The following is a 24,607-nucleotide window of genomic DNA, read 5'->3' on the forward strand; positions in this document are numbered from 1 at the left end:
AGTCTATAGATGATATTTTAGACCTCTCCATTCATGCTCAAGGATGGCATATAGCCAAGAGTCTCGCCATTCTCCCTTAATGCAATGGTGTTCTCGCAAATACCCTTCCTGCTGCATTCCGATTTTTTGCATAACTCTTGCTGAGGTAATGTTTTCTGGGTGACAAGTGGCAAAGATGCGATGTAAGCCTAACTCCTGAAAACCAAAGGATACAAGTGCTTTTACAGCTTCAGTTGCATATCCTTGTCCCCAAAATTCCTTAGTAAAACAGTATCCAATAGAGCCTGTTTTGTTGTCAGCATCCTGAACAGATATGCGACAGATACCAATTAATTGCTTTTGGGGTTTCAAAGTCACCGCTAAGGCAAAATGCTGACGGGGTTCTTCGCCTTGCAATGAAATCTCTCTTTGCAAAAAGTTTTTGGTATCTTTTTCGCTATTCGGGCCAAAAGTCAAGTGACGCACAACTTCAGCATCAGCAGCGTATTGATGAACCCCTGGCCAATCTGATTCTACAAAGTCTCGTAGTACGAGACGTTGAGTTTCTAGTGGTATCATTTGGGAAATTCTGCACGTAATTGATTGACTACCCGATCTAGTCCCACAGAATGGGCAGCTTTGAACAATAAACGATCGCCTGCTTGCACAAATGTCTTCAACCTAGCCACCAACTCGGCATGAGTTGCAAAGCACTCCGATGCAATACCCTCAGCACTAAGAGCGATCGCTTCGGCATCTTCTCCATCTACCAAAACCAACAAGCCGTCTAAATTCAACTTTCGTACTGTTTCTCCTACCCGTTGGTGCAACTGCTGCGATCGCTCTCCCAATTCTTTCATTGCACCCAATACGGCAATCTTCCGCTTTCCGGGTGTATCTGCCAATAATTGCAACGCTGCAATCATTGCTTCTGGTGCAGCATTATAAGTTTCATCTAAGATTACCACATCGTTGGGTAAGGTAAATCGCTGCGATCGCCCTGTGGGCATATCCACCATTACACCTGATTTGAGGGTTGCCCAATCGATCCCTAAAACCTTTGCCACCGCTAAAGCCGCCAAGAAATTAGTCGCATTATGACGACCAGGTAAAGGTAGAGGTAGTTGGATTCCTGCGACTTCCACCTGGTCGTTATCAATTAACTGCCCTTGAATATCTCCACCAGAAAAGCCGTAAGTCAAAACTTCTCCCTGCCAAACTTTCGCTGCTGTGGCCATTAAGAGGGGATTGTCGTGGTTGAGAATTGCCACACTATCAGCAGGCATTTCGGCTAACAACTCACATTTTGCCTCAGCGATCGCTTCTTCGGAACCCAGTAACTCAATATGTGCCGTTCCCACATTGGTAATCACTCCAATTGTTGGCCGCGCTATTTGCGTCAGTTCGGCAATTTGTCCCCTACCGCGCATCGCCATTTCAATCACGGCGTAGTCATGTTCTGCACCAAGTTCTAGCAGAGTTTTCGGAACACCGATTTCGTTGTTGTAATTTCCATAAGTTTTGTGAACTCGTCCCTTTGTTCCTACAACTGCGGCGATCAATTCTTTGGTTGTAGTTTTACCCACCGAACCTGTGACACCAATTACAGGAATATTAAAGCGATCGCGCCACCATCTGCCAATTTGTTGATATGCCTTGAGAGTGTCTTTTACCTGCAATACAGGAAATCCCGGATTTTCGTATTCAAAATCTACGATTGCAGCTATTGCCCCCTTTGCGATCGCAGTTGGCACAAATTCATGTCCATCAAATTTATCGCCTCGGAAAGCGACAAATACTTCACCCGGCTGCAAGGTACGGCTATCTGTTTGGATACCGCTAGTTACTTGTGTTAAAGCAGTTTCAGATAAGTTTACAGAATGGGCCAAAATAACTTCAACCAGTTGGGTTAGGGTGGCAGAACAACGCATAAGCAATTGATAATTTAAAGTTCAAAATCATAAAAGCAAAAAATAGTGGCAAAGAAGCTTAACCTCCGTGCCACGCTTTATTTATAAGCTACTTATACAGTTTAATCAAGTAAGGACAATGGGCATAACAAGTTATGTTCGATCGCCCTATGCACGATTTTTAATCAAGATTACTTCCACAATTTGTATTGCTATCTCACTCGAAACCCCTAAAGCTTGATATAAATCATTTAAGAAGTTTTTTTCTTCTTCAGGTATAATACCTTCAGCTAGGACTAAATCGGTAGCTACTGCAAAGGCTGTTTCCCGCAACTCTTGAGATAGAGAATCTTTGGCTGCATTAAACAAAGCATTAAAGCCATCACCTTGGAGAATGCCCAAAATTCTGTCAAACAGTCTTTTCATCATTTCATTGGGATAACTTTTAAAAAGTTTCATCCGAGACAGCACAGAAATGATAGAATTTGCTTGCTCAACAGAAAGATAACCGTCTGAAGCAGTTGCCGTCAATATAATGACAGCAAAAGCTTCCGCTGGATTGAGTGCTGCTTGGGTTTGGCTATCTGTACCCAACACAGCGTCGAATAGACCCATTGTAGTAGCTCCTTGGTTAGAGTCCCAATAGCGTTAACGTTACCTGTATGTTTGGTAGATTTACAGGTAGGACTATAACGCTATAAGACTTTCATCTTTTAGTGTTCCCAGGATTTATTCACGGCGAACACTTGTATCCAAAGGTTTTTGGCAGGAACTACATTGCCATTCGTAAACTTAGCGTTCTCCTGTCTTTTCTATTGTCTCAATTACCGCCAGACCTATACCAGAAGCTGCCATTAACAGTACTACTGAGATCAAATAGGCGTTGGTCAGCATTCGTAGGGCTTCATCGAAAAAAATATAGGTGGTCATTGCTTCACCTTTTGGAATTTGTGCTGCTTGTGCTTTTTATTTCTCCACACCCCGATAGGTGAATTTCGCTGAGAAACTGCTAGCAATTGCATCTTAACAAAACTTTAGCTCTTTCAGAACCCCGCTGAAAATTTTTCTTTCTGAAGATTCTATGAAGTTTATAAAAAAGGGAATGGGGAATGGGGCATCCCTTCTTCTTCTGTACGAGATGCACTCGCGTTCGCTCAGGGTAAGTGGGATTGGGCAAACAACTTTCTCGCTGCAATTTCCCTTGCTCCCACCGCGATCTGCTTCAACTAATGACACGCACTAGGTGGAATCACACCATATCTTGCCACGATTTTTTTCTATGACTATTTTGTAGCTGATGGATAAGCCCATACCAGTACCTTTGCCGATAGGTGTCGTGGTGAAAAAAGGATCAAAAATGCGCGATCGCACTGTTTCAGGTATCGCACAACCATCGTTGGCGATCGCAACCGCACCAACTACAATCCTTAATAAGGAAACACCAACAAAGCTTGCAACCAGTTTGTGAGAAATTTTCATAACTGTATGTCAGCTATAACCGCGTCAGTATTCAGTGTTCCCAAATTTTTGCAAAGAATTTAGGTTATTATCCTCGGTAACTGCGATCGTCGGTATATATCAGTATTTCGTGAAATTGGGATAAACAAGACAGGCTTAAAGTAAACAGCATTCAATCGTTGCTACAACTGATTGAGAAAGAGTATCAAAGTCGTAACCACCTTCTAAGCCAAACAGAATTTTACGAGTTAGCCCCAAACAATAATCAGTAAATAAAGCATAGTCTTCTGGCTGTAAATTAATACTTGCCAAAGGATCTTCTGCATTGGCATCGTAACCAGCACTCACAATTAGTAAATCTGGCTGGAAGTTGGCTAAAAACGGTACTACCTGTTTTTCAAATAGTGGCTGATATATTGCAATATCACTACCAGGGGGTACTGGTAAATTTAATACGTTATTGTGAAAACCTCGTTCTGTCGATCTTCCCGTACCGGGATAGCATGGGTACTGATGTAGAGAACAATAGGCGATGCGTGCTTCAGTTTCAACGATCGCCTGAGTACCATTACCATGATGTACATCCCAATCAAGGATGGCGACGCGGTTAATTCCAGGTTGTTCTAAAGCAAATAAAGCGGCGATCGCGGCATTAGAAAATAGGCAAAAGCCCATCCCTGCATCACTTTCAGCATGGTGTCCTGGGGGACGCGCTAGTACAAAAGCAGGATTAGCCGACCCTAACACAACCTCAACTCCATCCAACCATGCACTGACTGCCAACAATGCCACATCATAACTGCGTGGGGAAACTGGCGTATCTCCATCCAAAGGGCCGCCGCCACTAGAAGCGATTTGCCACAGTTTTTTGATGTAGGCTGGACTATGCGCTCTAACCAACGAGGACATCAGCGATGGCTGTTCTGATGCTGGTGTAGGCAAGTGCCAGGTGATTTGATCTGCAAATGTAGCTGCTTTTAGGGCATTTGCGATCGCACTTAAACGTTCTGGTTTTTCGGGATGGTATTTTCCAGTCTTGTGATCTAAAAATTCGTCGGAATAAATGACTGGTAGCATAAGACGAAAAAGGTCGGCAGCAAGACAATGAATTTTATTGTATCCTCACTGGTACAAAGAGTTTTCCCTTGTACTAGATCGTTGGTCGTTTACTTTCGAGGACTTCTGTTGCTTTCTGTCCAGTAAGTGGGCGGTAGAATAAAAAGCCCTGTACCTCCTCGCAGTTGATAGATTTCAAGAACTCCAATTCCTCTTCCTTCTCTACCCCTTCGGCTGTTAACTTCAATCCCAAACTGTGTCCCAAGGTAACTATGGCCTGGATAATATGAGCTACTTTGGCATCCTGCGTCAAATATTGAATGAAAGATTTATCTATTTTCAGATTGTGGAGTGGCAAAAGTTGTAGGCGCGAGAGCGAGGAATGACCTGTACCAAAGTCATCGATGGAGATGTAAATACCCATCTGCTGTAGCTCCTCTAAGACCCTTCTGGTAAAACCCAAGTCCTCAATCGCTGTGGTTTCCATAATTTCTAATTCTAAAAAGCGCGGCTCCAGACCCGTTTGTTCTAAAACCTTAGCTATAGTTTCTACCAATTTGGGTTGGCGGAACTGCTTCAGAGAAAGATTGACAGCGATTTTAATCGGTGGCAATCCAGCATCTTGCCATGCTTTATTTTGACTACAAGCCGTCTGTAGAGTCCATTCGCCGATGGGGACAATTAATCCACTTTCTTCGACCAAGGGAATGAATACACTGGGGGCAACTAATCCCATCTCTGGGTGCTGCCAACGCAACAGAGCCTCCATACTAGTAATTTCTCCTGTGGCAATGTTCACACGAGGCTGATAGTAAAGCTTAAATTCATTGCGTTCTAGGGCATAGCGCAAGCTCTTTTCTAAAGTCAAGAGTTCAGGATTTTTAGCACTCAGAGAAACACTGTAAAATTGGTAGTTATTCCGCCCTTTGTCTTTGGCGTAGTACAAAGCGGCATCTGCGTGCTGGATTAATGTCTCGGTGTCAGGGCTGTTGCTATCAAGTAAGGCAATACCGAGGCTAGCAGTTACATAAAGTTCATGCTCTTGGAGATGAAAAGCATCCTCTAAGGCTTGTAAGATTCTCTGCGCCACCAAAGTTACCTCTTCAATATCATTGACTCGTGGGAGTAAAATAGTAAATTCATCGCCTCCCCAACGGGCTACAGTGTCTCCGCCTCTGAGTGAGTCTTTTAATCTTTGAGAGACGCTTTGTAACAATTGGTCTCCCAGAGTATGCCCCAGAGTATCATTAATGACCTTGAAGCGATCCAAATCGAGGAAGATCACAGCTAAACTTTCGCCATTGCGAGTAGCGTTGGGCAGAGTTTTACTAAGCAGTTCATTAAATAGTAGACGATTGGGCAACCCTGTCAGCAAGTCATGGAGGGCTTGATAGCGAATCTTTTCTTCTACTTGCTGACGCTGCCGCGCACCAATGATACTGGCGGCCATGGTTAAAAGAGTAGATTCTTCATGCTTTGACCAATGACGCTCAAAGGTGCAGTCTGCCAAGCCAAGATACCCCCAGAAATCATTATCCAAGCGAAGAGGTACCAAGAGAAGGGATTTAATGCCATCTCGAATCAAGAATTCTTGTTCGACGACAGGAAATTTTTGAGTGATACCGCTAATCGACTGGCCGCTAGAGAGAACTGTGTACCAACGAGCTAATTCAGGCGCTTGATAAAGCTGATTCTGCCAATGATGATGGGTAGATTTAATACAAGATTGTGTCCATTCAAACCGTAGGCTGACTGCCATTTCCTCTGTAACAGGATGGAGATGGTTCTGAAAGAGATAGGCACGATCTGCCTTGGCAGCTTCACCCAGTACAGCTAGAGCTAGATCGATACCAGTTTCGTAATTCATTTCTCCTAGCAAATAATTGGCAGCTTCTGCAACTGCTTGTAGCAAGCGATCGCGCTGGCGCAATTCAGCTGTAGCTTGCTTTTGCTCTGTAATATCTCTAATAATAAAAGTTCTAATTAAATCACTTTCAGGAAGATAGAGTACGGATTGTTCAAAAACTTCTGTACCTACTTCCACCTCCCGCACAAAAGAATTGTTTTCTAGATTGTTAACTCCAATCAAGAGTCCTGTTAAGATCGGGTGTTCTGTCCCAACTTCCCTAAGATTAGGAAACTTGATAGCTGCGGCTGGATTGAGATACGTAATTCTTCCCTCGAAATCCATCTCAATAATTGAATTGGGGATGAGTTCAGGAAAGGATGCTAGGCGAGCTAGAGCAGACTCACTAGCTGCTTCAAAGCTGGGATCGATGGCTAAGGTTTGAAAAGGGTTGGCAGGACTGGCTTGCTCTGATAAAAAACCAGATAAGTCTTCAACATCAAAAGATTCAGAAAATGCTTGTTCGGAAATGTTGGAAATAGCATAATATTTAGCCTGAGCTTTATTACTGCCAAAAGCAATGATATCTCCATGCCTAAGATTATGAGAAAAGCATTTAGTGCCATTTACAAATAAGCCATTAGTGCTTCCTTTCCCCTTATAGTTACCATCAATAATCTGGAAGCCGTATTGGTCAGTTTCTGGAACAGTGACTCGCAATAAAATTGCATGTTGCATTGATACCGAGCGGGAAGCCAAGACAATAGTGTTTGCAGGATGCCGCCCCAGAGAATAAGTAGTCTCTCGTAAAGGGACAGTTCGCCGCCCTTCTAGGTCTTGGATGACCAACAGATGGCGTATTTTTTCCCGCTCATTTCCTCGCATGGCTGTTCCTCAATTTCTCATATAATTAATATTTATGTCTTAGTCTAAAAAAGACTGCTCCCATAAGTCCAGAATTTCAGGCTGCACTTATGGGAAAACTTGCTCAATCAAAGTTCTCACCATCTGCGTAGGCGAGCATTTACCGCAGGCATCGCAAAATTAGTATGAGGGTGTAGACCAGCCTTTACCTTCATAATTGACCGCACTCAGCCCTAACGGAACTTAGCACTCTTCTTTTGATAGAATGAGTTGGCTAATTGTTCAATCAGTTTTTGTAGTAGAAATTATAGTTGTTTTCTCTACTCATACATAAGTTATAAACTTTGTTCCTTCGTCTATATCATCTAACCTTGTCTTTCTTAGGATACCCAGATTAACAATTCAAAATTAAAATTTCAAAATTGTACCCTTACAGGGAAGCAAGCTACGCGTAACGTCATGTTGGGGCAGCCTCTTGTCGAAAAGAGAGTTACATAAGAGGATTTCAAACCAGACTAAAACTGAACAAAGCCGGAGCCAATCCGCCTCCGATCTAAGTGTAGATTTTGGCGTTAGTCTCTCTTTGGAGCTATCCATTAGTCACATATTTCTTAAGATTTATAAAACACCTAATCTCTGACCTCATAAAGTTAGAGACTTTTTATGTCCTATATATAGATTATTAGTCCAAGAACTTAGGGATATAAGATAGAGAGGTATGTTTAACTTTTCCTTCCCCTGATAATGGGGTTGAAAAAGTGAGCATTAGTTAAGCATGGTTAATGAGTACGAATTCATACCTATTATTCACAATCGAATGCTCAAAGTAAGTGTTTTGAGCATTCGATAAGCATTTTAGAGAGAGTGAAGGCTGAAGCGTTGATATTATGTCGGTTTATCGTAATCTGCAAGAAACTCACTTAAATCGTGCCCGCGCTAGTCTCAGACAAGCGCTTTCTTGGTATGGATATCTTCGCAAGTCAGGACAGCTTTCATCTAACCCAGAATTAGTAGGTTTGATGAAACCAGAATTGGAAGCTTTGAATGCCACACTCAACAAGCTAGATTCAAATGTCATTAGAATTGCCGTCTTTGGTTTAGTGAGTCGGGGAAAGTCAGCAGTTTTAAATGCCTTGTTGGGAGACAAGATTTTGCAAACTGGGCCCCTAAATGGTGTCACCCAATGGCCCCGTTCCGTGCGCTGGCAGCCCAGTGAAAAGGTGCTAGTAGAGTTAATTGATACCCCTGGATTAGATGAAATTGAGGGGGAGTCACGGGCGGATATGGCACGAGAAGTAGTACATCAGGCGGATTTGATTTTGTTTGTCGTGTCTGGTGATATCACCCGCACTGAGTATCAAGCGCTGCTGCAATTAAGGCGATCGCAAAAACCCCTGATTTTAGTGTTTAACAAAATAGACCTTTACCCAGATACAGACCAAGGAGCAATTTACCAAAATTTACAACAACTGGGTGCAGGGCATCCAGAAGCGAAACCTCTACTACCTGATGAAATTGTGATGGTGGCAGCGGAACCAGCAGCAATGGAAGTGCGAGTTGAATGGCCTGATGGGCGTGTCACTTATGAATGGGAAACACCACCACCGCAAGTAGACGAACTCAAAGAGATAATTCTGAATATTCTGAATCGGGAAGGGCGATCGCTTCTGGCTTTAAATGCACTCATCCAAGCACGGGATGCAGAAGCCGCGATCGCTCAAAAAACTATCGATTTACGCGAAAAGGAAGCTGAAGAAATTATTTGGCAATTTACCAAATACAAAGCTTTGGCAGTAATGCTCAATCCCATCGCCTTCTTAGATATCCTTGGGGGAACCGTTGCTGATTTAGCTTTAATTCGCGCTCTCGCTAGATTGTATGGTTTGCCGATGACTAGCTATGAAGCCGGGAAAATTTTAAAAACGATTTTATTTAGTTCTGGTGGCTTGCTACTTGGAGAACTAGGTAGTAGTTTTCTTTTGGGTTTAGGTAAAACTACGGCTGCAATCACTAGTGCTGACAATCCCAGCAATATTACTGCTTTTGCTGGCAGTGCGATCGCTCAAGCTGGTATCGCAGGTTATGGTGCGTACTCTGTTGGCAAAGCCGCTCAAGTGTATCTCGAACAAGGCTGCACTTGGGGACAATTAGGCGCGAGCAGTGTTATTCAAGAAATTCTCTCTCAAGTTGACCAAAACACAATTCTGTATCGTTTGCGACAAGAGTTAAACATAAAGTATTGAGAATAATTAAAAACTGCTATCTTTTTGTTACCGTTTATAAGTGTTTATCAACTTCTATCAAAGTCTTCTGACAATTAACTGACATTCTCAATTTGGGATGCAAGATTGAGAACATGACCACCTCTACTGGCGATCGCAACTAGTAGAATTCCCGTACCTTTTTGAATTAAAAGATGACAAGAGGGTAATCCCACTCAATTGTGCGAAAAAGATGGCGGTGTTTACCACTACCTCTTGTGGGAAGCCTATCTAAACTAGAAATGCGAGCTGACTTAGCTCATTAAGAGCTTGCAGCTAATAACTCTGTCTGTAAATTATAAGGTGAAAGTATCATGACAACTACCCTAAAAGTTGAAATTGCTGGGGCAGCAAATCTCGAAGAAGCCATTACTAATGCCATTAATGAAGCCCGAACAACTTGCGATCTAGATGGCAGTAATTCTGCTGGCTGTGCCGTAGCCTGGGATATTGTAGAAGAATTACAAGCCGAGAAATCTCATCAACACCAAGCAAAATCAAAGAAAAACTCTTTGGAAAATTACTGCGATCGCCATCCAGATTCCGTAGAATGTCTAATTTACGACCTTTAATTCTTTCGTAAATCAGTTGTTGCTGATTGCGTTATTTGCTTAATTGCCTCTAAATCAAGTGGTGGTATTTCACTTTCCATTGCCAACCACAAAAGATATTCGATATTCCCAGCAGGGCCAACGATCGGCGACCAAGTTAAGCCTTTGTATTTCCATCCTAATTCGTGAGATGCTTGCAACACCTGGAAAATGGCATCAGCTTGGTCGTTTGGATCGCGTACAACACCTTTTTTACCCACACGGGATCTGCCGACTTCAAATTGTGGCTTGACTAACAATACAGCTTCTCGGTTAGCTTGAGTTAGTTGCCACAAAGCAGGCAGAATCTTAGTTAAAGAAATAAACGATACATCAACCACCGCCAAATCAGGAATCGGGTCATTTTCACCATATAAGTCATCTGGTCGTAGTTGCCGTAAATTGGTGCGTTCCCGCAAAATCACCCGCGGATCGTTTCGCAACCGCCAGTCAACTTGTCCGTAACCGACATCAATACCGTAAACTTGTTTTGCTCCAGCTTGCAAGAGACAATCAGTAAAACCACCAGTAGAAATCCCACCATCTAAACAAATGCGCTCTGCTACGGGAATGGCAAATACTGACAAAGCTTTGGAGAGTTTTTCACCGCCTCTAGAAACAAAAGGCGATCGCTCTTTAATATTTATTTGAGCTGCAATATCAACTTCTGTTCCAGGTTTATCAACTAACTGCTGATTAACAGTAACTTCCCCCGCCTGAATTAACCGTTGTGCTAAGGCGCGAGAAGAACATAAATTTAACTCTACTAATAATGTATCGAGTCGCTGTTTAGCCAATTAACTAGACTCTCCTGGTAAGATTAAAGCCAAAGCACGATTAATAATTTCTTCTTGGTTAACCAGCTTTTCTAACTCTTCTGAATCATAACGACCTTCCTCTACTTCTAGCGTTGCTTCATCAATGGCATTTAAATAGGCTTCTGCTAAGGTTTCTAACAATTCTTCTGGCGTGAGATAATAGCCCCCAGCTTTGCGCCGCTTATTTTCTCGTTGAATTTCCCGAACCGAATTGCGAATTGAGACTTCCCAAGAGCGAGTCGTGCGATTTTCCGCTTGTTGTTTAATCAAATGCAACAATAAAATCACTGCATAGCTACGAATCGTCTTGATGATATCATTTCGGCTCATTTCCTCTAATTCTTTAACTATAATCAATGCTCCTTGAACATCGCCTTTGACAAGCAAGTCTTTCAGAGTTAATAATTCTTCCATAATCAGCGCCTCAAACATCGGCAACTTCTATTGTGGCTTATGGAGGTTCTAGTCTAGATAAGATAGGCTAATGCGTTTCATATTGGAGCGATCGCACTATTAGCCAATCTAATTCAACTCTCCAGTTCACAATAAACGCTAAAGAGGTTTTCCTTCTTAACCAGTGGTCTAAGCCAGTGGTCTAAGACTACGGAGGAGATATTACATGGCATTACGGCAACCTCGTTACAGTAAAGAAGAATTTGCTCGTCGCGGTGATGAAATCTACCACTCTCAAGTGCGCCCACAAGTTGAAGCAGGTAATCATGGAAAGATTGTTGCAATCGACATCGAGACAGGTGGCTGGGAAATAGATACTGATGAAATGAATGCCTCGAAGCGTCTTGAAACTCGCTACCCAAATGCACAAATCTGGTTTGTGCGTGTTGGCTCTCGCTATGTCCGTCGGTTTGGGGCTGGGCGCATCCACAAAATAAAATGATTATTGGAAGTGTGAATGCTGACTACGAGCCAATTATCGTTCTACGTATTTATGATGCTGATGCTAAAGTACATGAGCAAACCGCCATTGTTGATACAGGTTTTAACGGTTGGTTATCCTTACCACCAGATTTCATTGCTACATTAGAACTACCCTGGAAAAGGCGAGGACGAGCAATTCTAGGAGATGGTAGTGAATGTGTGTTTGATGTGTATGAAGCTATTGTTGTCTGGGATGAGCAATTACTAACCATTCCGATTGATGAAGTTGAGTCAGATACACTTGTCGGGATGTCATTGATGGAAGGTTACAGATTAACGGTAGATGCAATCGAAGGCGGTGTTGTAAAACTTGAGAAATTATGAGCAGTCCAATGAGTAAATAAGCGATTTGGAGCGATCGCAATAGCAGGCTTGTGACTAGCATAGTCAAATATCAACTGACGAATAATTTCAGGATACCGAGCTAGCTTATCCATCTGATAATCCTTTCTAGTTGCTCGTCAAAGACAATTAGGTTTGGTGATTTTGCCCTTCTCAACGCCTAGTAGGGTTCATAAAAAAGCGATCGCTCCATAAAACCAAAGTGCGATCGCTATTTAAGTTGATGTCGGGGCAGACACCTTGCCCGCTTAAAATCTAAATATCTATCTCGCTCAACTCACGTGTGATGTGATCGAATGGTTCATCCACAAAAGCAGTATTAACCACACCTGCTGCTGCCACTTGCTCCTTAATCAGATCCTTGAGAATTTGGATACCGCGAACCGTAGGTCCAATAGGCACTCCTAGAGAATTGTAAGTTTCCCGTAGCCCTTGCAGCACTCGTTCATCCAATACATTGGTGTTCCCAGCAACCAGCGCATAAGTGGCGTAGCGCAGATAGTAGTCCATATCGCGCAGACAAGCTGCATAACGACGAGTTGTATAAGCATTTCCACCAGGGCGAATCAATTCTGGCAGTTCTTCAAATAACTTCAAACCAGCTTGCTTGACAAGTGCAGCCGCATTAGAATTTATCGCCGCCGCTGCTTGTACTCTTGCTGTACCACTATCAAAGTAAGACTTTAGGCTATCGATCGCATTCCGGTCAAAATACCGACCAGCTAAGTCATAATTCTTAATTAAACTTGTTACCGCATCGCGCATTCCTTCTTCTCCCAATCATTGCTATTTATGGTTTGATATTTATTTGGCTGCACTTATGCACCAGTAAATTTTTGTGCTATTAAAAATAGATTCGGCACAAAAACAATCTATCCACTACATAAGGATTTTATGTCAAAGTTGACCCCTATATGATGAACTTTCCAGTTTTGTACAGATGATCGCCGAAAGGTTAATATAACCTGATAATCCAGATATCTGTAGTACAAGCTACAAAATCAGCTAATGTCTAGTATTTAAGATATTTCTGGTGTGTCACGGCCTGATTGAGATCGGCAGGGTTAGGATGCTTTGGAAGATTCTGGTTTACTTTAGGAAATTGGTAGAGAAGGAGTAACAATGACAACACCACAAGAAGTCTTGAAATTGATCCAAGACCAAAAAATTCAGCTGATCGATCTCAAATTCATCGATACAGTAGGGACTTGGCAGCACCTCACACTGTACCAAAACCAAATCGATGAGACTGCATTCACTGATGGCGTACCGTTTGACGGTTCCAGCATCCGGGGTTGGAAAGCGATCAACGAATCGGACATGACGATGGTACTCGACCCCAACACTGCTTGGATCGACCCCTTCATGGAAGTGCCAACACTAAGTATAATTTGTAGTATCAAAGAACCCCGTACGGGTGAATGGTACAACCGTTGCCCACGCGTTATTGCCCAAAAAGCTATAGATTACCTGGTTTCCACTGGTCTTGGTGATACAGCCTTCTTTGGCCCTGAAGCTGAGTTCTTCATCTTTGACAGTGCTAGATTTGCCCAAACCGCCAATGAAGGCTACTACTTCTTAGACTCCGAAGAAGGTGCTTGGAATTCCGGTAAAGCTGGTACAGATCACAAACCCAACTTGGGTTACAAACCACGCTTCAAAGAAGGTTACTTCCCAGTTTCACCGACGGATTCTTTCCAAGATATCCGTACAGAGATGCTGTTGACGATGGCACAATTAGGTGTACCCATTGAAAAACATCACCACGAAGTTGCTACTGGTGGTCAGTGCGAACTAGGTTTCCGTTTTGGGAAGTTGATTGAAGCGGCTGACTGGTTGATGATTTACAAATATGTCATCAAGAACGTTGCCAAGAAATACGGCAAAACCGTCACCTTCATGCCAAAACCAATTTTTGGCGATAACGGTTCGGGAATGCACTGTCACCAGTCTATTTGGAAAGACGGCCAACCTCTATTTGCAGGTGATAAGTATGCTGGTTTGAGCGATATGGGATTGTATTACATTGGTGGTCTTCTCAAACACGCACCAGCGCTGTTGGCAATTACCAACCCTAGCACCAACTCATACAAACGCCTAGTACCTGGTTATGAAGCTCCTGTTAACTTGGCTTACTCCCAAGGGAACCGTTCTGCTTCTATCCGTATTCCTCTATCTGGTACTAACCCCAAAGCCAAACGTTTAGAATTCCGTTGTCCAGATGCTACTTCTAATCCCTATTTGGCATTTGCTGCAATGCTTTGTGCTGGTCTCGATGGCATCAAGAACAAAATCCATCCTGGTGAACCCTTAGATAAGAATATCTATGAACTCTCTCCAGAAGAACTGGCAAAGGTTCCTTCAACTCCAGGTTCTTTAGAGTTGGCGTTGCAAGCACTGGAAAAAGATCACGCCTTTTTGACCGAATCAGGCGTCTTCACGGAAGACTTTATCGAAAATTGGATTGACTACAAATTAGGTAACGAAGTCAAACAGTTGCAGCTACGTCCTCATCCCTACGAGTTTTACCTCTACTACGATGCTTAATGAAGAGTCGTATTTAACTAAAAAGTAATAAGTCTTGCCACCCTAAAGTAAAGGGTGGCTTTTTTTTTCCAGACTTGTCAGTTGAGACATTCAATCAAAAAATCCAACTTATGACTCCTGAAACTTAGCTCATAGAAGCGTGGCTGGGTCCGTAAATCATCCGACTGCTAGCATCTACTTTTCCTTGAATCGGGTTCCAGTAGTGAGATACTTCTTCAGGAAGACCAAGTTCTTGTGCCGCACGCATCAGCATTGATTGTTGGCGATTCTTGACTTGTTGGTGTTCACGCACCATTAATGCACGAGATTTATCTGCGATAGACATAACCATAGTCCTCTCTATTTTGTGAATATATAATTTTTGGCTTTTCTATAAACCACTATAGCGAAAATTCTGTAACATAAGCTACTTTTTACATAAATTTATGTTTGCCTTTGCTGACAATATTAGATTTTTTTTCCTAAAGCTGGAAAAATCTCCCTAACCCACCTTTGATGACTAAAATCATCTGCCTCCAGGTTTGTCTCACCTGAAGAAACACACCTCTCTCAAGACAGAACATTTATTCGTTACTTTTATTTACATTTAAAGGGTCTGACACTTAAGTTGAACTCAAATGACTATTTTTTATGACTTTTACCGTTTTTTTAGGTGAAGCGGTACAAATACAGCAGTTGCAAAAAACTAAGTTAGCATTAAATAAAGATTTACAAAAATTTACATAAATTATGACAGTTACCTACCCACGTAAATTTCAAAATGTTTTGAGTGCGAGAGATGTATTGAAACGGGTGGTATGCGATCGCGAAATCCATCTGATTACCCTCAACCGCTATCGTTACAGCGAACAACGCAGTTGCAAAGACCTCACAGAGCTAATTGAACAACTCAATGGACAGCCACGGCAACTAGTGCGGGATTTGTCTCATCACATCTCAGATGAAGCTCGTCATGCCATGTGGCTAACTGACTTGTTAACAGACTTAGGAGCAGATATTGGTAAGCCGCCCGGTTCTTCATATATCAATGAATTTGAACGTCTACTCGATAGCGAACAACAAGATCCAGTCCAAAACCTCGAAGATTTTGTGATTTCTTCCCTTGCCGCAATTAACGTCACCGAAAAACGGGGCTGTGAGTATTTCTCCGCTCACATTTATGCACTCAAGCAAGCAGCGCAAACGGCAGAAAACATTAAAATTCGGGAAACTATTGAAAAAATTCTCCCAGAAGAAGCAGGACACGTCCGTTGGGGTAATCGTTGGCTAGGAGAAATTGCGCGTAAGAGTCCAGAACATCAGCAAAAGGTAGAGCAAGCCAAGCGAAAATATACCGCAATTGAACAAGCGGCATTTGAATCAGGAATGGACATCACCTTGGGTGCAGAACTACGGCGAGTTGCCAACCTGGTGGAAGTCGCAAATACCATGCCGCTTTGGCAACGTCCTCAATACTTGATGGAACGCTTACCCCAGACTTTGCTAGCGCCTGAGTTGCAATTTACTAGGATTCAGGCTGCACAAAAAGCTTGGCAGCGCGATCCACAGACGTTTATTGAGAAGTTTGTGCCAATGTTCCTTAACGGCATCCAGGGAAGAGAAAGTAGCCGCAAGAAGACAACGGTGTAAAAGGGCATTTGGGTACAAGAGGCAGAGGTGCGGAGGGACAGAGGGGCAGAGGAGAAAAACTTACTGAACTTCTTCCTCTGCTCCCCACTTTCCACTCCCTTTTCTTTAAGGAAAATTCATATAAAAAGACCAAATACAAAACTTTGCATCTGGCCTTGGGTGTAAAATAATTAAAAAGACTAAGATGATCTGGCAGATTCTTCTTAACACTTATTTCGTCGGGAGCCATCTACGAGGAGAACGAACCAAGGGGTAAAAGTAGGTCAAGAATAGTAAATTTGTTAGTAAGTGCAATAAACCTATACTACTTATGCGAATCCCTACCTAGATAAGCAAGAGATGAAACGAAAGGGATTTTATGCTTCGGCAAAAGACGCTAAACAGATGTCAGAGCGAAGAGCGGTTACTTTCTTATGTAGATAATCGGCTACTAGATGTATGAGAAGAAAATTTATTGGGGAATAAAGTGAAGTTGCCCTAAGGCTGTTTCTTCAACAAGCAAAATGTCTGAATCAGATGTGCTTTAGGTTAACTCATAGCCTAAGTAACATCTATTTCTAGAGCCGTTGAGGATTGAGATGCAAAGCTTTCCACCGAGTATGAGCAACAGTTGTAGAGCTTTTGAGGAGTTGGTAATGCTATCAATCAAAGCACTTAATTTGATTTGCTTTTTGATCGGCAGGATTGAGACCAACTATTATATATACAAAGTTTACAGTTGAAATACTAAGCGATCGCTGAAGACTTTCGTGTGTCAACTGTATATATCTCCGCCAGAAAAGCTGTGTAAAAGACGTTAGCACAACATCCTGTTTTCTGGTAATTCTGTTCCTTTGGGAAAAGAGGTATTACCCTACAGTAGTTAAACCACAGCATAGATATTTCGGACTTTTTGTGTCACTTCTCTGCGCCCACTACCGCGATGACGTGGCGCATCATCTGAAGCTTGTTCAGATGCCGCCGAGAGCCACTGTTCCGAAGTAGGCGTGGAAGGCAGCCCTGTTGATAAGTGATTGACCATTGCTTGGCAGTTAAAAGCTAAGGGGCCGAACACCAGACTCGAGACTAAAAGTGAAATGGCAGCACGCATAGCAGATGTCTATTTGGGAACTCTCCACTTCACTGATACTTAGCTTTTTGATTAATATCCGGACAATTCATCAAAAAGTATTCTGTTTTACTGAAAATAAACTCTTCTTATCCTCCGTTTAAATGTTCGACTAATAACCAATTACCAGAGTGATTGTGACGACCCCACAACGTAACTAATTGTTCGTGGGGATAAGCGCGTAATTGCTCGTCAATATGCGATCGCAAAGTCACAAGCTGCCAACTTTGCCCTTGATATGCGGCTGGGGCTGTGACAGTGAATTTATATTCCTGCTGTTCCAAGCGGTAAAAAATCCCTTTGAAACAGTTAGTTTCCTGAATTAACGCTTTGTCAAAAGCAGAGTCAGGGCAATCGCCACTAACTGGATAGGCTTGTGGGTTATCTAAGTAATACAGTTGCCAGTGCCGCCAATCCGAATGATTGGGGGGAAGATTAAAAAAAGGAATAATTAGCGCTTTTGAGCGATTATCTTCCAATAAAGCCGTTTGTAGCGTCCTAACAGGTAAATCCCTCGGCTGGCAGTTTAACTCAACACATATCGCCGCTGCCATCCCCGCTGCTTGACCAATTCCCATCACCACAGGTTGTAATCTGGTAGCGCCATTGGCAATGTGGGAGACGGAAATATTCTTTTCACAGGCCAAGAAACCATCTGTTGTGGCTGGAATTAAACAACTGTAGGGAATTGTAAAAGGAGTTCCAGTCCAACGTCCTCCCCAGCAGATGGATTTAGGTTGCAATGGGAATTGAACGCCAGGATAATGATGGTCATTGGCGTAGTTACCAACTGCGATTGCTTCACAAACGCCTGCCGTAGGATGCCCGAAGGGCTGTAGGGCGAACGCATCATTAAATATAGATGCAACTCTACCTTTGGCGATCGGCAAAATATCCTGTTCTCGGACAGTAGTTAGCCCCACCAAGCGGCGGCTTTCCCGATAATAAGGGTGCAGTGCGAAAGCTGTAGAGGTGTGAGGAAATACTTTTTCTGCTAAACCATAGCGACGACCAAGCTGTTTTTGGATGAAATGGGCAAAATTTTGGCTGTGCCAGCGAGATTCTTGGATGAATTCACCCCTGGTTACATCTGACTCTATCAACCGCCCTACCCCTTCGCCGTAGTCATTGCCACAGATTGGCCAATTCATCATAAACAGGCCACCGGGCAAACGTCCATAATTTAAAAATGTCTCTGCTCCATAGCCATCCCAAGCACCTGTAAACTGCGATGGATTATAGTTAGGCGCAGCCGCAATTTCTGGTGCAACGGCTTCACCAAAGTCCTGCATAATCACTACATAAGTAGGCGCTTGTACAGGATATTTCTGAGTTAAAGAGTTAAAAGTCACTGGGGCGCTGGGTTCACCCCACTCCGATTGCAATTCCCAACCCCAACGGTAAGGGATGTCAGCTAAAGCTAATAAATCTCCTAACTCTGTACCGTCAAGAATAATCTTGGCTGTTACAACAAAATCAGCAAAGCGGACACCTGTTATCGAATCACCCTGCCGAAAGACTTCTAAAGGTACTTGTCCAGAAATCCAGTGTAAATTGGGCAATTCCTGCACCCAATCTGCAAAAATGTCTGCTCCAATTCGGGGATCGTAACTAAAAAAGCTTACCCAACTGTTATCTAATCCTCCAGGCTGTCGTTGTCGTAATTCCTGCAAAAACGCACCCCATAACCCCGTTTGAAAAGCTTCTAATTCATTGCCATCGGGTGCAGACACTCCAGCCGAAGTTAGCATTCCTCCCAACCAAGGAAATTCACTCACCAAAATGGTTTTAGCTCCCCGTCGTGCCGCTTGAATAGCAGCCGCAGTTCCTCCGGTTGCTCCACCAACAACTAAGACATCAGCTGTATATGTCTGATGAACCATGACCAAATCCTCCACCAGGGTTAGCTATCTAGCTGATTTCGGTTGATCCTTGGCTCTACTTTTATCAGCTGAGTTTATAATTCACCTCTAGAAATCAGCTTTTGTCAAGTTTAAATTGATGGGTAAGCAAGTTCGTAGTAAGCACTTAAGTGCTTACTACGAACCATCAAAACTAGCTTGACAAGGTACTCGCAAAAGATGTATAAAATATTACATTTCTATTTTTGATGAAGTATAGGGTCTTGCATTTTACACATCTGTATGCAAAGATAATTTCACGCAAAATACTGTAAGTCTATCAAGTTACCGGATTAACTGAATCTTTTAAATTTAGCTGATTGCAAATGAAAGCATTCAGTGAATATTCATTTGGCAATTAGCAATGAATAACTAAAATTTGAATAATAATTTCCTTTAGTGTAAATCGCACTGACAGACTAAAGAAAAAAGAAGATTTTAAACTAAAAAATAATGTGGATTGTTAAACTTGCTCTTCGTCGTCCCTACACCTTTGTAATTACTTCCATACTTATTTTTGTCTTAGGAGTAGTTACTATTACACGCATGGCAATGGACATTTTTCCAGAAATTAATATTCCCGTTGTCAGTGTAATTTGGTCTTATGGTGGTGTCTCACCAGAAGAAATGGAACAGCGTATCGTTACAGCTAGTGAACGCTCTTTTACAACCACTGTTAATGATATTGAACACATCGAATCACAATCACTTAATGGTGTTAGCGTCATTAAAGTTTTCTTCCAGCCAGGAGCAAAAATTGAAGCAGCAGTAGCTCAACTTACCTCTAATACTCAAACAATTCTCCGAGGTTTACCTCCAGGAATTACACCTCCTTTAATTATTCGCTATAATGCTTCAAATGTGCCAATTATCCAGCTAAGTGTTAGCAGCACATCACTATCAGAGCAAGAACTTTACGATAACGGCAATAATTTTCTACGGACTCAGCTAGCGACTGTTCAAGGCGCGTCTGTACCGTTACCTTATGGAGGTAAACCTCGGCAGATTATGGTAGATATTGACCCGCAGGCGCTATTTGCCAAAGGTCTTTCAGCTACAGATGTCACAACCGCAATCAGCGCCCAAAATCTTATCTTACCTGGAGGAAATGCCAAATTAGGCGATCGCGAGTACAGTGTTCGACTCAATAGTAGTCCCCAAGTCTTAGACGCGTTAAACAATTTACCCATTAAGCAGATTAACGGCACTGTAATTTATATACGTGATGTTGCCCAAGTCCATGATGGCTTTGCAGTACAGAACAATATCGTTCGTCGAGATGGACGGCGGTCTAGTTTATTAACTATTCTCAAAAATGGTAGTGCTTCAACTTTAGATGTTGTAGCTAGAGTCAAAGAAAGACTACCAAAAATTCAAGCTACATTACCTAAAGAATTAGATTTAGAGGTCTTATTTGACCAATCGATATTTGTTAAAGCTTCCATCCACGGAGTATTAACGGAAGGATTGATTGCTGCTTGTTTAACTGCCGCGATGATTTTATTATTCTTAGGCAGTTGGCGTAGCACTTTAATTGTGGCAATCTCCATCCCTTTATCAATTCTTTGTTCTATTATTGCTTTGCGATTGATAGGACAGACTCTAAATATTATGACCTTGGGAGGTTTGTCTCTAGCAGTTGGGATTTTAGTTGATGATGCCACAGTAGAAATTGAAAATATCCACCGCAATTTGGGACAAGGAAAACCTCTGCAACAAGCTATTTTAGATGGCGCACAACAAATAGCTGTTCCGGCTTTCGTTTCTACCTTGGCAATCTGTATTGTTTTTATCCCAATTATCTTTTTAACAGGAGTAGCACAATCGCTATTTATGCCTTTAGGAATGGCGGTTGTTTTTGCGATGCTTGCCTCCTATCTACTCTCGCGTACAGTAGTACCAATGTTGGCAAAGTTTTTGCTTGCGAAGGAACTACATCTTTATACTGAACATGAAAATTTAGGGAATAACGATAATGGTCATGTAATTCCTAAAAAAGATATTTTCTGGCGGATTTATGAGCAGTTTAACCGCCAATTTGAGAAATTTCGCCAAAACTATCGAAATACTTTAGCCAAAGCTCTAAATCATCGCGGTGTAGTTTTTGCAATGTTTGGTGCTTTTTGGGTAAGCGCTTTAGTTTTACTACCTTTTGTCGGCCAAGATTTTTTTCCTCAAGTAGATGCAGGTCAGTTTCGGTTGCATGTCCGCGCTCCTGCGGGAACACGACTTGAAAAGACAGAACAGATTTTTACTCAAGTTGAAAATGAGATTCGCCAGGTTATTCCTGAGGAAGAATTAGAAATTATTCTTGACAATATTGGTCTACCTGTAGGTGGAGTAAACCTTGCTTTTAGTGACACAGCAACTATAGGGCCTGGTGATGGAGAAATTCTTGTAGGTCTTAAAGAAGGTAAACATCATTCAACTTGGCAATATGTTAGACAACTACGCCAAAAATTAACTGCCCAATTTCCTGAATTAACCTTCTTTTTCCAACCTGCGGATATAGTAACTCAAATTCTCAATTTTGGTTTACCAGCCCCTATTGATATTCAGGTCATAGGCCCAGCTAAAAATCGTCGGGATAATTATAAAATTGCCAAACAAATCAAAACCCAAATAGCTCAAATTACGGGAGCAGTTGATGTTCATTTACATCAAGTCGTTGATGCTCCAGACCTACGTATTAATGTAGATCGTTCTCAAGCACAACGTAGCGGGTTAACTCAACGAGATGTTGCCAACAACCTACTTACATCATTAAGTTCTAGTGGTCAAACATCACCTAATTTTTGGCTCGATCCTATCAAAGGAGTCAGTTATTTAATAGCAGTACAAGTTCCTCAGTACAAACTTAACTCACTAGAAAAAATTCAGAACACTCCTGTAGCTAACGGTTCTAGTTCGTCACAACTTTTAAGCAATCTTGCTGTTGTTAAGCGTGGGAAAGCTGCTGCTGTTATTAATCATTACAACGTACAGCCTGTATTTAATATTTACGCCAATGTTCAAGGTCGTGATTTAGGTGGTGTAGCCAGCGATATTTATAAAATAGTTGGACAATTTCAGCAGCAGTTACCACGTGGATCATCAATTATGGTGAAAGGCCAAGTAGAAACGATGAATTCATCTTTTCTAGGATTAGAAGTAGGATTGATATTTGCAATTGGATTAGTTTATTGCCTAATAGTAGTCAATTTTCAATCTTGGATTGATCCATTCATTATTATGATGGCACTGCCAAATGCTTTAGCAGGAATTGTCTGGATACTATTTGTGACTAATACGACTTTTAGCGTACCTTCTTTGATGGGTGCAATTATGAGTATTGGAGTTGCTACTGCTAATAGCATTTTGCTCGTCACCTTTGCTAATGAGCAACGTCTAATAGGGGAAAAAGCTGTTTCTGCCGCTTTAGCTGCTGGTTATACCCGTTTGCGTCCAGTATTAATGACTGCTGGAGCCATGATTATGGGGATGTTACCAATGTCTCTTGGTTTAGGAGAAGGTGGTGAACAAAATGCTCCTTTAGGACGTGCTGTAATTGGTGGATTATTAGCAGCAACAGTGGCAACTTTAATTTTTGTACCCGTAATTTACAGTATTTTACGCCGAAAACAACCCCAAAATTTAGACTTAGAGGAAGAACTATCTTCTACTATCAAATTAACTGTAGCCAATCGGTAAATTATTCGTGAATAATCAGATTCTCACTTGTCTAAGAAGTCGGGGATATTAAAGAATTTCGATAAATCAACAAATCAAATAGAATTCTATAGTATGGATACTCAAGAAAATACCCAAGTTGATAATTCTGATCTCACATCCATTGCGGCAACGACTAAAAAAAGTCGCTTCACTTCTATTACTCTTATTGCTACGACTACTTTAGTTGTCACTGGGCTTTTAGCACTTGGGATTATACCTCGGATACAACAGCAATCAGAATTAAATGCTTTCGCTAAATCTACAACCAAAAAAGTTTCTTCGGTTAATGTAGTTAAACCAAAAGTTGCTGCTAATTTCACCGAATTAGTCCTACCTAGCAGTATTCAAGCAAGCCAAGAAACCACAATTTATGCCCGTACAAGTGGCTATTTACAAAAGAAATTAGTGGATATTGGCGAACGTGTAAATAAGGGGCAACTGCTAGCTATAATTGATGCGCCGGAAACTGACCAAGATGTACAGCAAGCTCGTGCAGAATTGGCAAAGTCTGAGGCTAATCTCGCTCAAGTTCAGGCAGATTTAGTACAAAAACAAAGTAATCTTTCTCAAACAAAAGCCAACTTAAAAGCTAGACAGGCAGAATTAGCTGAAGCACGTACTAATCTAGAATTAGCACGTCAAACTTGGCAACGTTGGCAATTACTTCAAAAGCAAGGAGCCGTGACTACACAAGCTGCTGATGAACGTGAAAGTGCTTTTAATGCAAGTCAAGCTAATGTAGATACTTTAATTGCTCGCGTTAATTCAGACCAAGAAAGTGTAAATACTGCTCTTGCAGCTATTAATTCCCAGAAAGCTAACATTAATGCGTTTATCGCAAGTAGAAGTGTTAGTAAATCAGATTTACAACGGATAACTGCTTTACAAACATTCAAACAAATTGTTGCCCCTTTTGCGGGTGTAATTACTGCTCGCAACATAGATACAGGAGCTTTAATTTCTGCGGGTAGCAATAATAATAGTGGAAATTCCTGGTTATTTAAGATTGCTCAGACAAAGAATTTACGTATCCGAATTAATGTTCCCCAGGCTTTTGTGCAATCAATTCACACTGGACAAACTGCGCTTGTTCGTGTTCGTGAGCTACCGAAAAAATCTTTTTCTGGTAAAGTTATTCGGACTGCTGATGTCTTGGATGCTACTTCTAATACCCTTTTAACTGAAATTGAAGTACAGAATTCAGAGAATGTATTACGTCCTGGAATGTATGCTGAAGTGACTTTTAAGACTGAACGTGTCAATCCACCTTTATTAGTACCAGCTAATACCTTAGTGATTAATGCAGATGGTATACAAGTAGCCACTGTGACAAAGGAAAAGAAAGTTAAGTATCAGAAAGTAGAGCTTGGACGAGATTATGGTACTGAAGTTGAAGTTGTTTCTGGTTTAAGCCCTAATGTTAGGTTAATTACTAATCCTACGGATGCTCTCCAAGATGGGAAATCGGTTCAGGTACTTGCATCCAAGCCTAAGACTAAGAATTGAATTTTGAATTTGGAGCGTACCCCATCTCTACGGGACGCTCCATGAATGGGGAAGCAAGCGACGTGACTTGGGTTACAACAAAGTAAAGTTAACCGATAATAAATAGCTTAACGTTGACCACTAATGCTACATCTAGTATCGTTGA

At 41.9% G+C, this 24,607-nt stretch carries 21 protein-coding genes; 8 read left to right on the plus strand and 13 right to left on the minus strand.

Annotation, left to right across the window (positions count from 1 at the left end; genetic code table 11):
- Nucleotides 1-3 precede the first annotated feature (3 nt).
- The 7 genes from V7K53_RS02110 to V7K53_RS02140 form a co-directional block, all read right to left on the minus strand.
- Nucleotides 4-558 (minus strand): GNAT family N-acetyltransferase, encoded by a 555-nt coding sequence (locus V7K53_RS02110; RefSeq protein WP_335196018.1) that lies wholly within the window; start codon nt 556-558, stop codon nt 4-6.
- On the minus strand, nt 555-1,910 hold the full coding sequence (locus V7K53_RS02115; protein WP_335196019.1) for a UDP-N-acetylmuramoyl-tripeptide--D-alanyl-D-alanine ligase: 1,356 nt from the start codon (nt 1,908-1,910) through the stop codon (nt 555-557). The genes V7K53_RS02110 and V7K53_RS02115 overlap by 4 nt, the downstream gene beginning before the upstream one ends.
- 147 nt (nt 1,911-2,057) lie before the next feature.
- Nucleotides 2,058-2,504: a tellurite resistance TerB family protein gene (locus V7K53_RS02120; protein ID WP_335196020.1), complete on the minus strand. Its 447-nt coding sequence runs from the start codon at nt 2,502-2,504 to the stop codon at nt 2,058-2,060.
- Between the two features lie 177 nt (nt 2,505-2,681).
- Complete coding sequence (locus V7K53_RS02125; protein ID WP_190240853.1) at nt 2,682-2,819, minus strand: hypothetical protein; 138 nt, start codon at nt 2,817-2,819, stop codon at nt 2,682-2,684.
- 309 nt (nt 2,820-3,128) lie between these two features.
- A complete protein-coding gene (locus V7K53_RS02130) occupies nt 3,129-3,368 on the minus strand; it encodes an ATP-binding protein (protein WP_335196021.1) in 240 nt (79 codons plus the stop codon).
- A 135-nt stretch (nt 3,369-3,503) separates the two neighbouring features.
- Nucleotides 3,504-4,424, minus strand: a complete 921-nt coding sequence (locus V7K53_RS02135; RefSeq protein ID WP_335196022.1) for a histone deacetylase family protein — start codon at nt 4,422-4,424, stop codon at nt 3,504-3,506.
- A gap of 73 nt (nt 4,425-4,497) precedes the next feature.
- The gene (locus tag V7K53_RS02140) at nt 4,498-7,134 is read right to left on the minus strand and encodes an EAL domain-containing protein (RefSeq protein ID WP_335196023.1); all 2,637 of its coding nucleotides are present in this window, start codon (nt 7,132-7,134) and stop codon (nt 4,498-4,500) included.
- Between the two features lie 866 nt (nt 7,135-8,000).
- Between V7K53_RS02140 and V7K53_RS02145 the strand changes: the two genes are divergently transcribed.
- Complete coding sequence (locus V7K53_RS02145) at nt 8,001-9,356, plus strand: GTP-binding protein (RefSeq protein ID WP_335196024.1); 1,356 nt, start codon at nt 8,001-8,003, stop codon at nt 9,354-9,356.
- Nucleotides 9,357-9,688: 332 nt separating this feature from the next.
- Complete coding sequence (locus V7K53_RS02150; protein ID WP_335196025.1) at nt 9,689-9,946, plus strand: Calvin cycle protein CP12; 258 nt, start codon at nt 9,689-9,691, stop codon at nt 9,944-9,946.
- Here the strand turns inward: V7K53_RS02150 and V7K53_RS02155 are convergent.
- Together V7K53_RS02155 and V7K53_RS02160 are read right to left on the minus strand one after the other, a co-directional pair.
- Nucleotides 9,943-10,761 (minus strand): TlyA family RNA methyltransferase, encoded by an 819-nt coding sequence (locus V7K53_RS02155; protein WP_335196026.1) that lies wholly within the window; start codon nt 10,759-10,761, stop codon nt 9,943-9,945. The two genes, V7K53_RS02150 and V7K53_RS02155, sit on opposite strands and share 4 nt — an antisense overlap.
- Nucleotides 10,762-11,196 carry a DUF29 family protein gene (locus tag V7K53_RS02160; protein WP_335196027.1) on the minus strand — a complete coding sequence of 145 codons (435 nt, stop codon included), beginning with the start codon at nt 11,194-11,196 and terminating at the stop codon, nt 10,762-10,764.
- A 205-nt stretch (nt 11,197-11,401) separates the two neighbouring features.
- Between V7K53_RS02160 and V7K53_RS02165 the strand changes: the two genes are divergently transcribed.
- On the plus strand, nt 11,402-11,677 hold the full coding sequence (locus tag V7K53_RS02165) for a hypothetical protein (protein WP_335196028.1): 276 nt from the start codon (nt 11,402-11,404) through the stop codon (nt 11,675-11,677).
- The gene (locus tag V7K53_RS02170; protein ID WP_335196029.1) at nt 11,674-12,042 is read left to right on the plus strand and encodes a clan AA aspartic protease; all 369 of its coding nucleotides are present in this window, start codon (nt 11,674-11,676) and stop codon (nt 12,040-12,042) included. Before V7K53_RS02165 ends, V7K53_RS02170 begins: the two co-directional genes overlap by 4 nt.
- Nucleotides 12,043-12,315: 273 nt before the next feature.
- Here the strand turns inward: V7K53_RS02170 and apcB are convergent, their stop codons facing one another.
- Nucleotides 12,316-12,825 carry an allophycocyanin subunit beta gene (gene apcB, locus V7K53_RS02175; RefSeq protein ID WP_322659524.1) on the minus strand — a complete coding sequence of 170 codons (510 nt, stop codon included), beginning with the start codon at nt 12,823-12,825 and terminating at the stop codon, nt 12,316-12,318.
- A 357-nt stretch (nt 12,826-13,182) separates the two neighbouring features.
- Between apcB and glnA the strand changes: the two genes are divergently transcribed.
- Nucleotides 13,183-14,607, plus strand: coding sequence for a type I glutamate--ammonia ligase (gene glnA / locus V7K53_RS02180; RefSeq protein ID WP_335196030.1), 1,425 nt, complete (start codon nt 13,183-13,185; stop codon nt 14,605-14,607).
- 124 nt (nt 14,608-14,731) lie between these two features.
- On the opposite strand, the gene V7K53_RS02185 is transcribed toward glnA, so the two are convergent.
- Nucleotides 14,732-14,932 carry a hypothetical protein gene (locus V7K53_RS02185; RefSeq protein WP_012411649.1) on the minus strand — a complete coding sequence of 67 codons (201 nt, stop codon included), beginning with the start codon at nt 14,930-14,932 and terminating at the stop codon, nt 14,732-14,734.
- Nucleotides 14,933-15,336: 404 nt separating this feature from the next.
- Between V7K53_RS02185 and V7K53_RS02190 the strand changes: the two genes are divergently transcribed.
- A complete protein-coding gene (locus V7K53_RS02190) occupies nt 15,337-16,236 on the plus strand; it encodes a ferritin-like domain-containing protein (protein WP_335196031.1) in 900 nt (299 codons plus the stop codon).
- Between the two features lie 862 nt (nt 16,237-17,098).
- Here V7K53_RS02190 and patX read toward each other — a convergent pair.
- Together patX and V7K53_RS02200 are read right to left on the minus strand one after the other, a co-directional pair.
- Complete coding sequence (patX, locus tag V7K53_RS02195) at nt 17,099-17,326, minus strand: heterocyst-inhibiting protein PatX (RefSeq protein WP_292733527.1); 228 nt, start codon at nt 17,324-17,326, stop codon at nt 17,099-17,101.
- 107 nt (nt 17,327-17,433) lie between these two features.
- On the minus strand, nt 17,434-19,227 hold the full coding sequence (locus tag V7K53_RS02200) for an FAD-dependent oxidoreductase (protein WP_335196032.1): 1,794 nt from the start codon (nt 19,225-19,227) through the stop codon (nt 17,434-17,436).
- Nucleotides 19,228-19,698: 471 nt separating this feature from the next.
- Between V7K53_RS02200 and V7K53_RS02205 the strand changes: the two genes are divergently transcribed.
- Together V7K53_RS02205 and V7K53_RS02210 are read left to right on the plus strand one after the other, a co-directional pair.
- The gene (locus V7K53_RS02205; protein ID WP_335196033.1) at nt 19,699-22,935 is read left to right on the plus strand and encodes an efflux RND transporter permease subunit; all 3,237 of its coding nucleotides are present in this window, start codon (nt 19,699-19,701) and stop codon (nt 22,933-22,935) included.
- A gap of 93 nt (nt 22,936-23,028) precedes the next feature.
- Nucleotides 23,029-24,462, plus strand: coding sequence for an efflux RND transporter periplasmic adaptor subunit (locus V7K53_RS02210; RefSeq protein WP_335196034.1), 1,434 nt, complete (start codon nt 23,029-23,031; stop codon nt 24,460-24,462).
- Nucleotides 24,463-24,607 lie beyond the last annotated feature (145 nt).

This window comes from Nostoc sp., from assembly GCF_036917355.1.
GTDB lineage: Bacteria > Cyanobacteriota > Cyanobacteriia > Cyanobacteriales > Nostocaceae > Nostoc.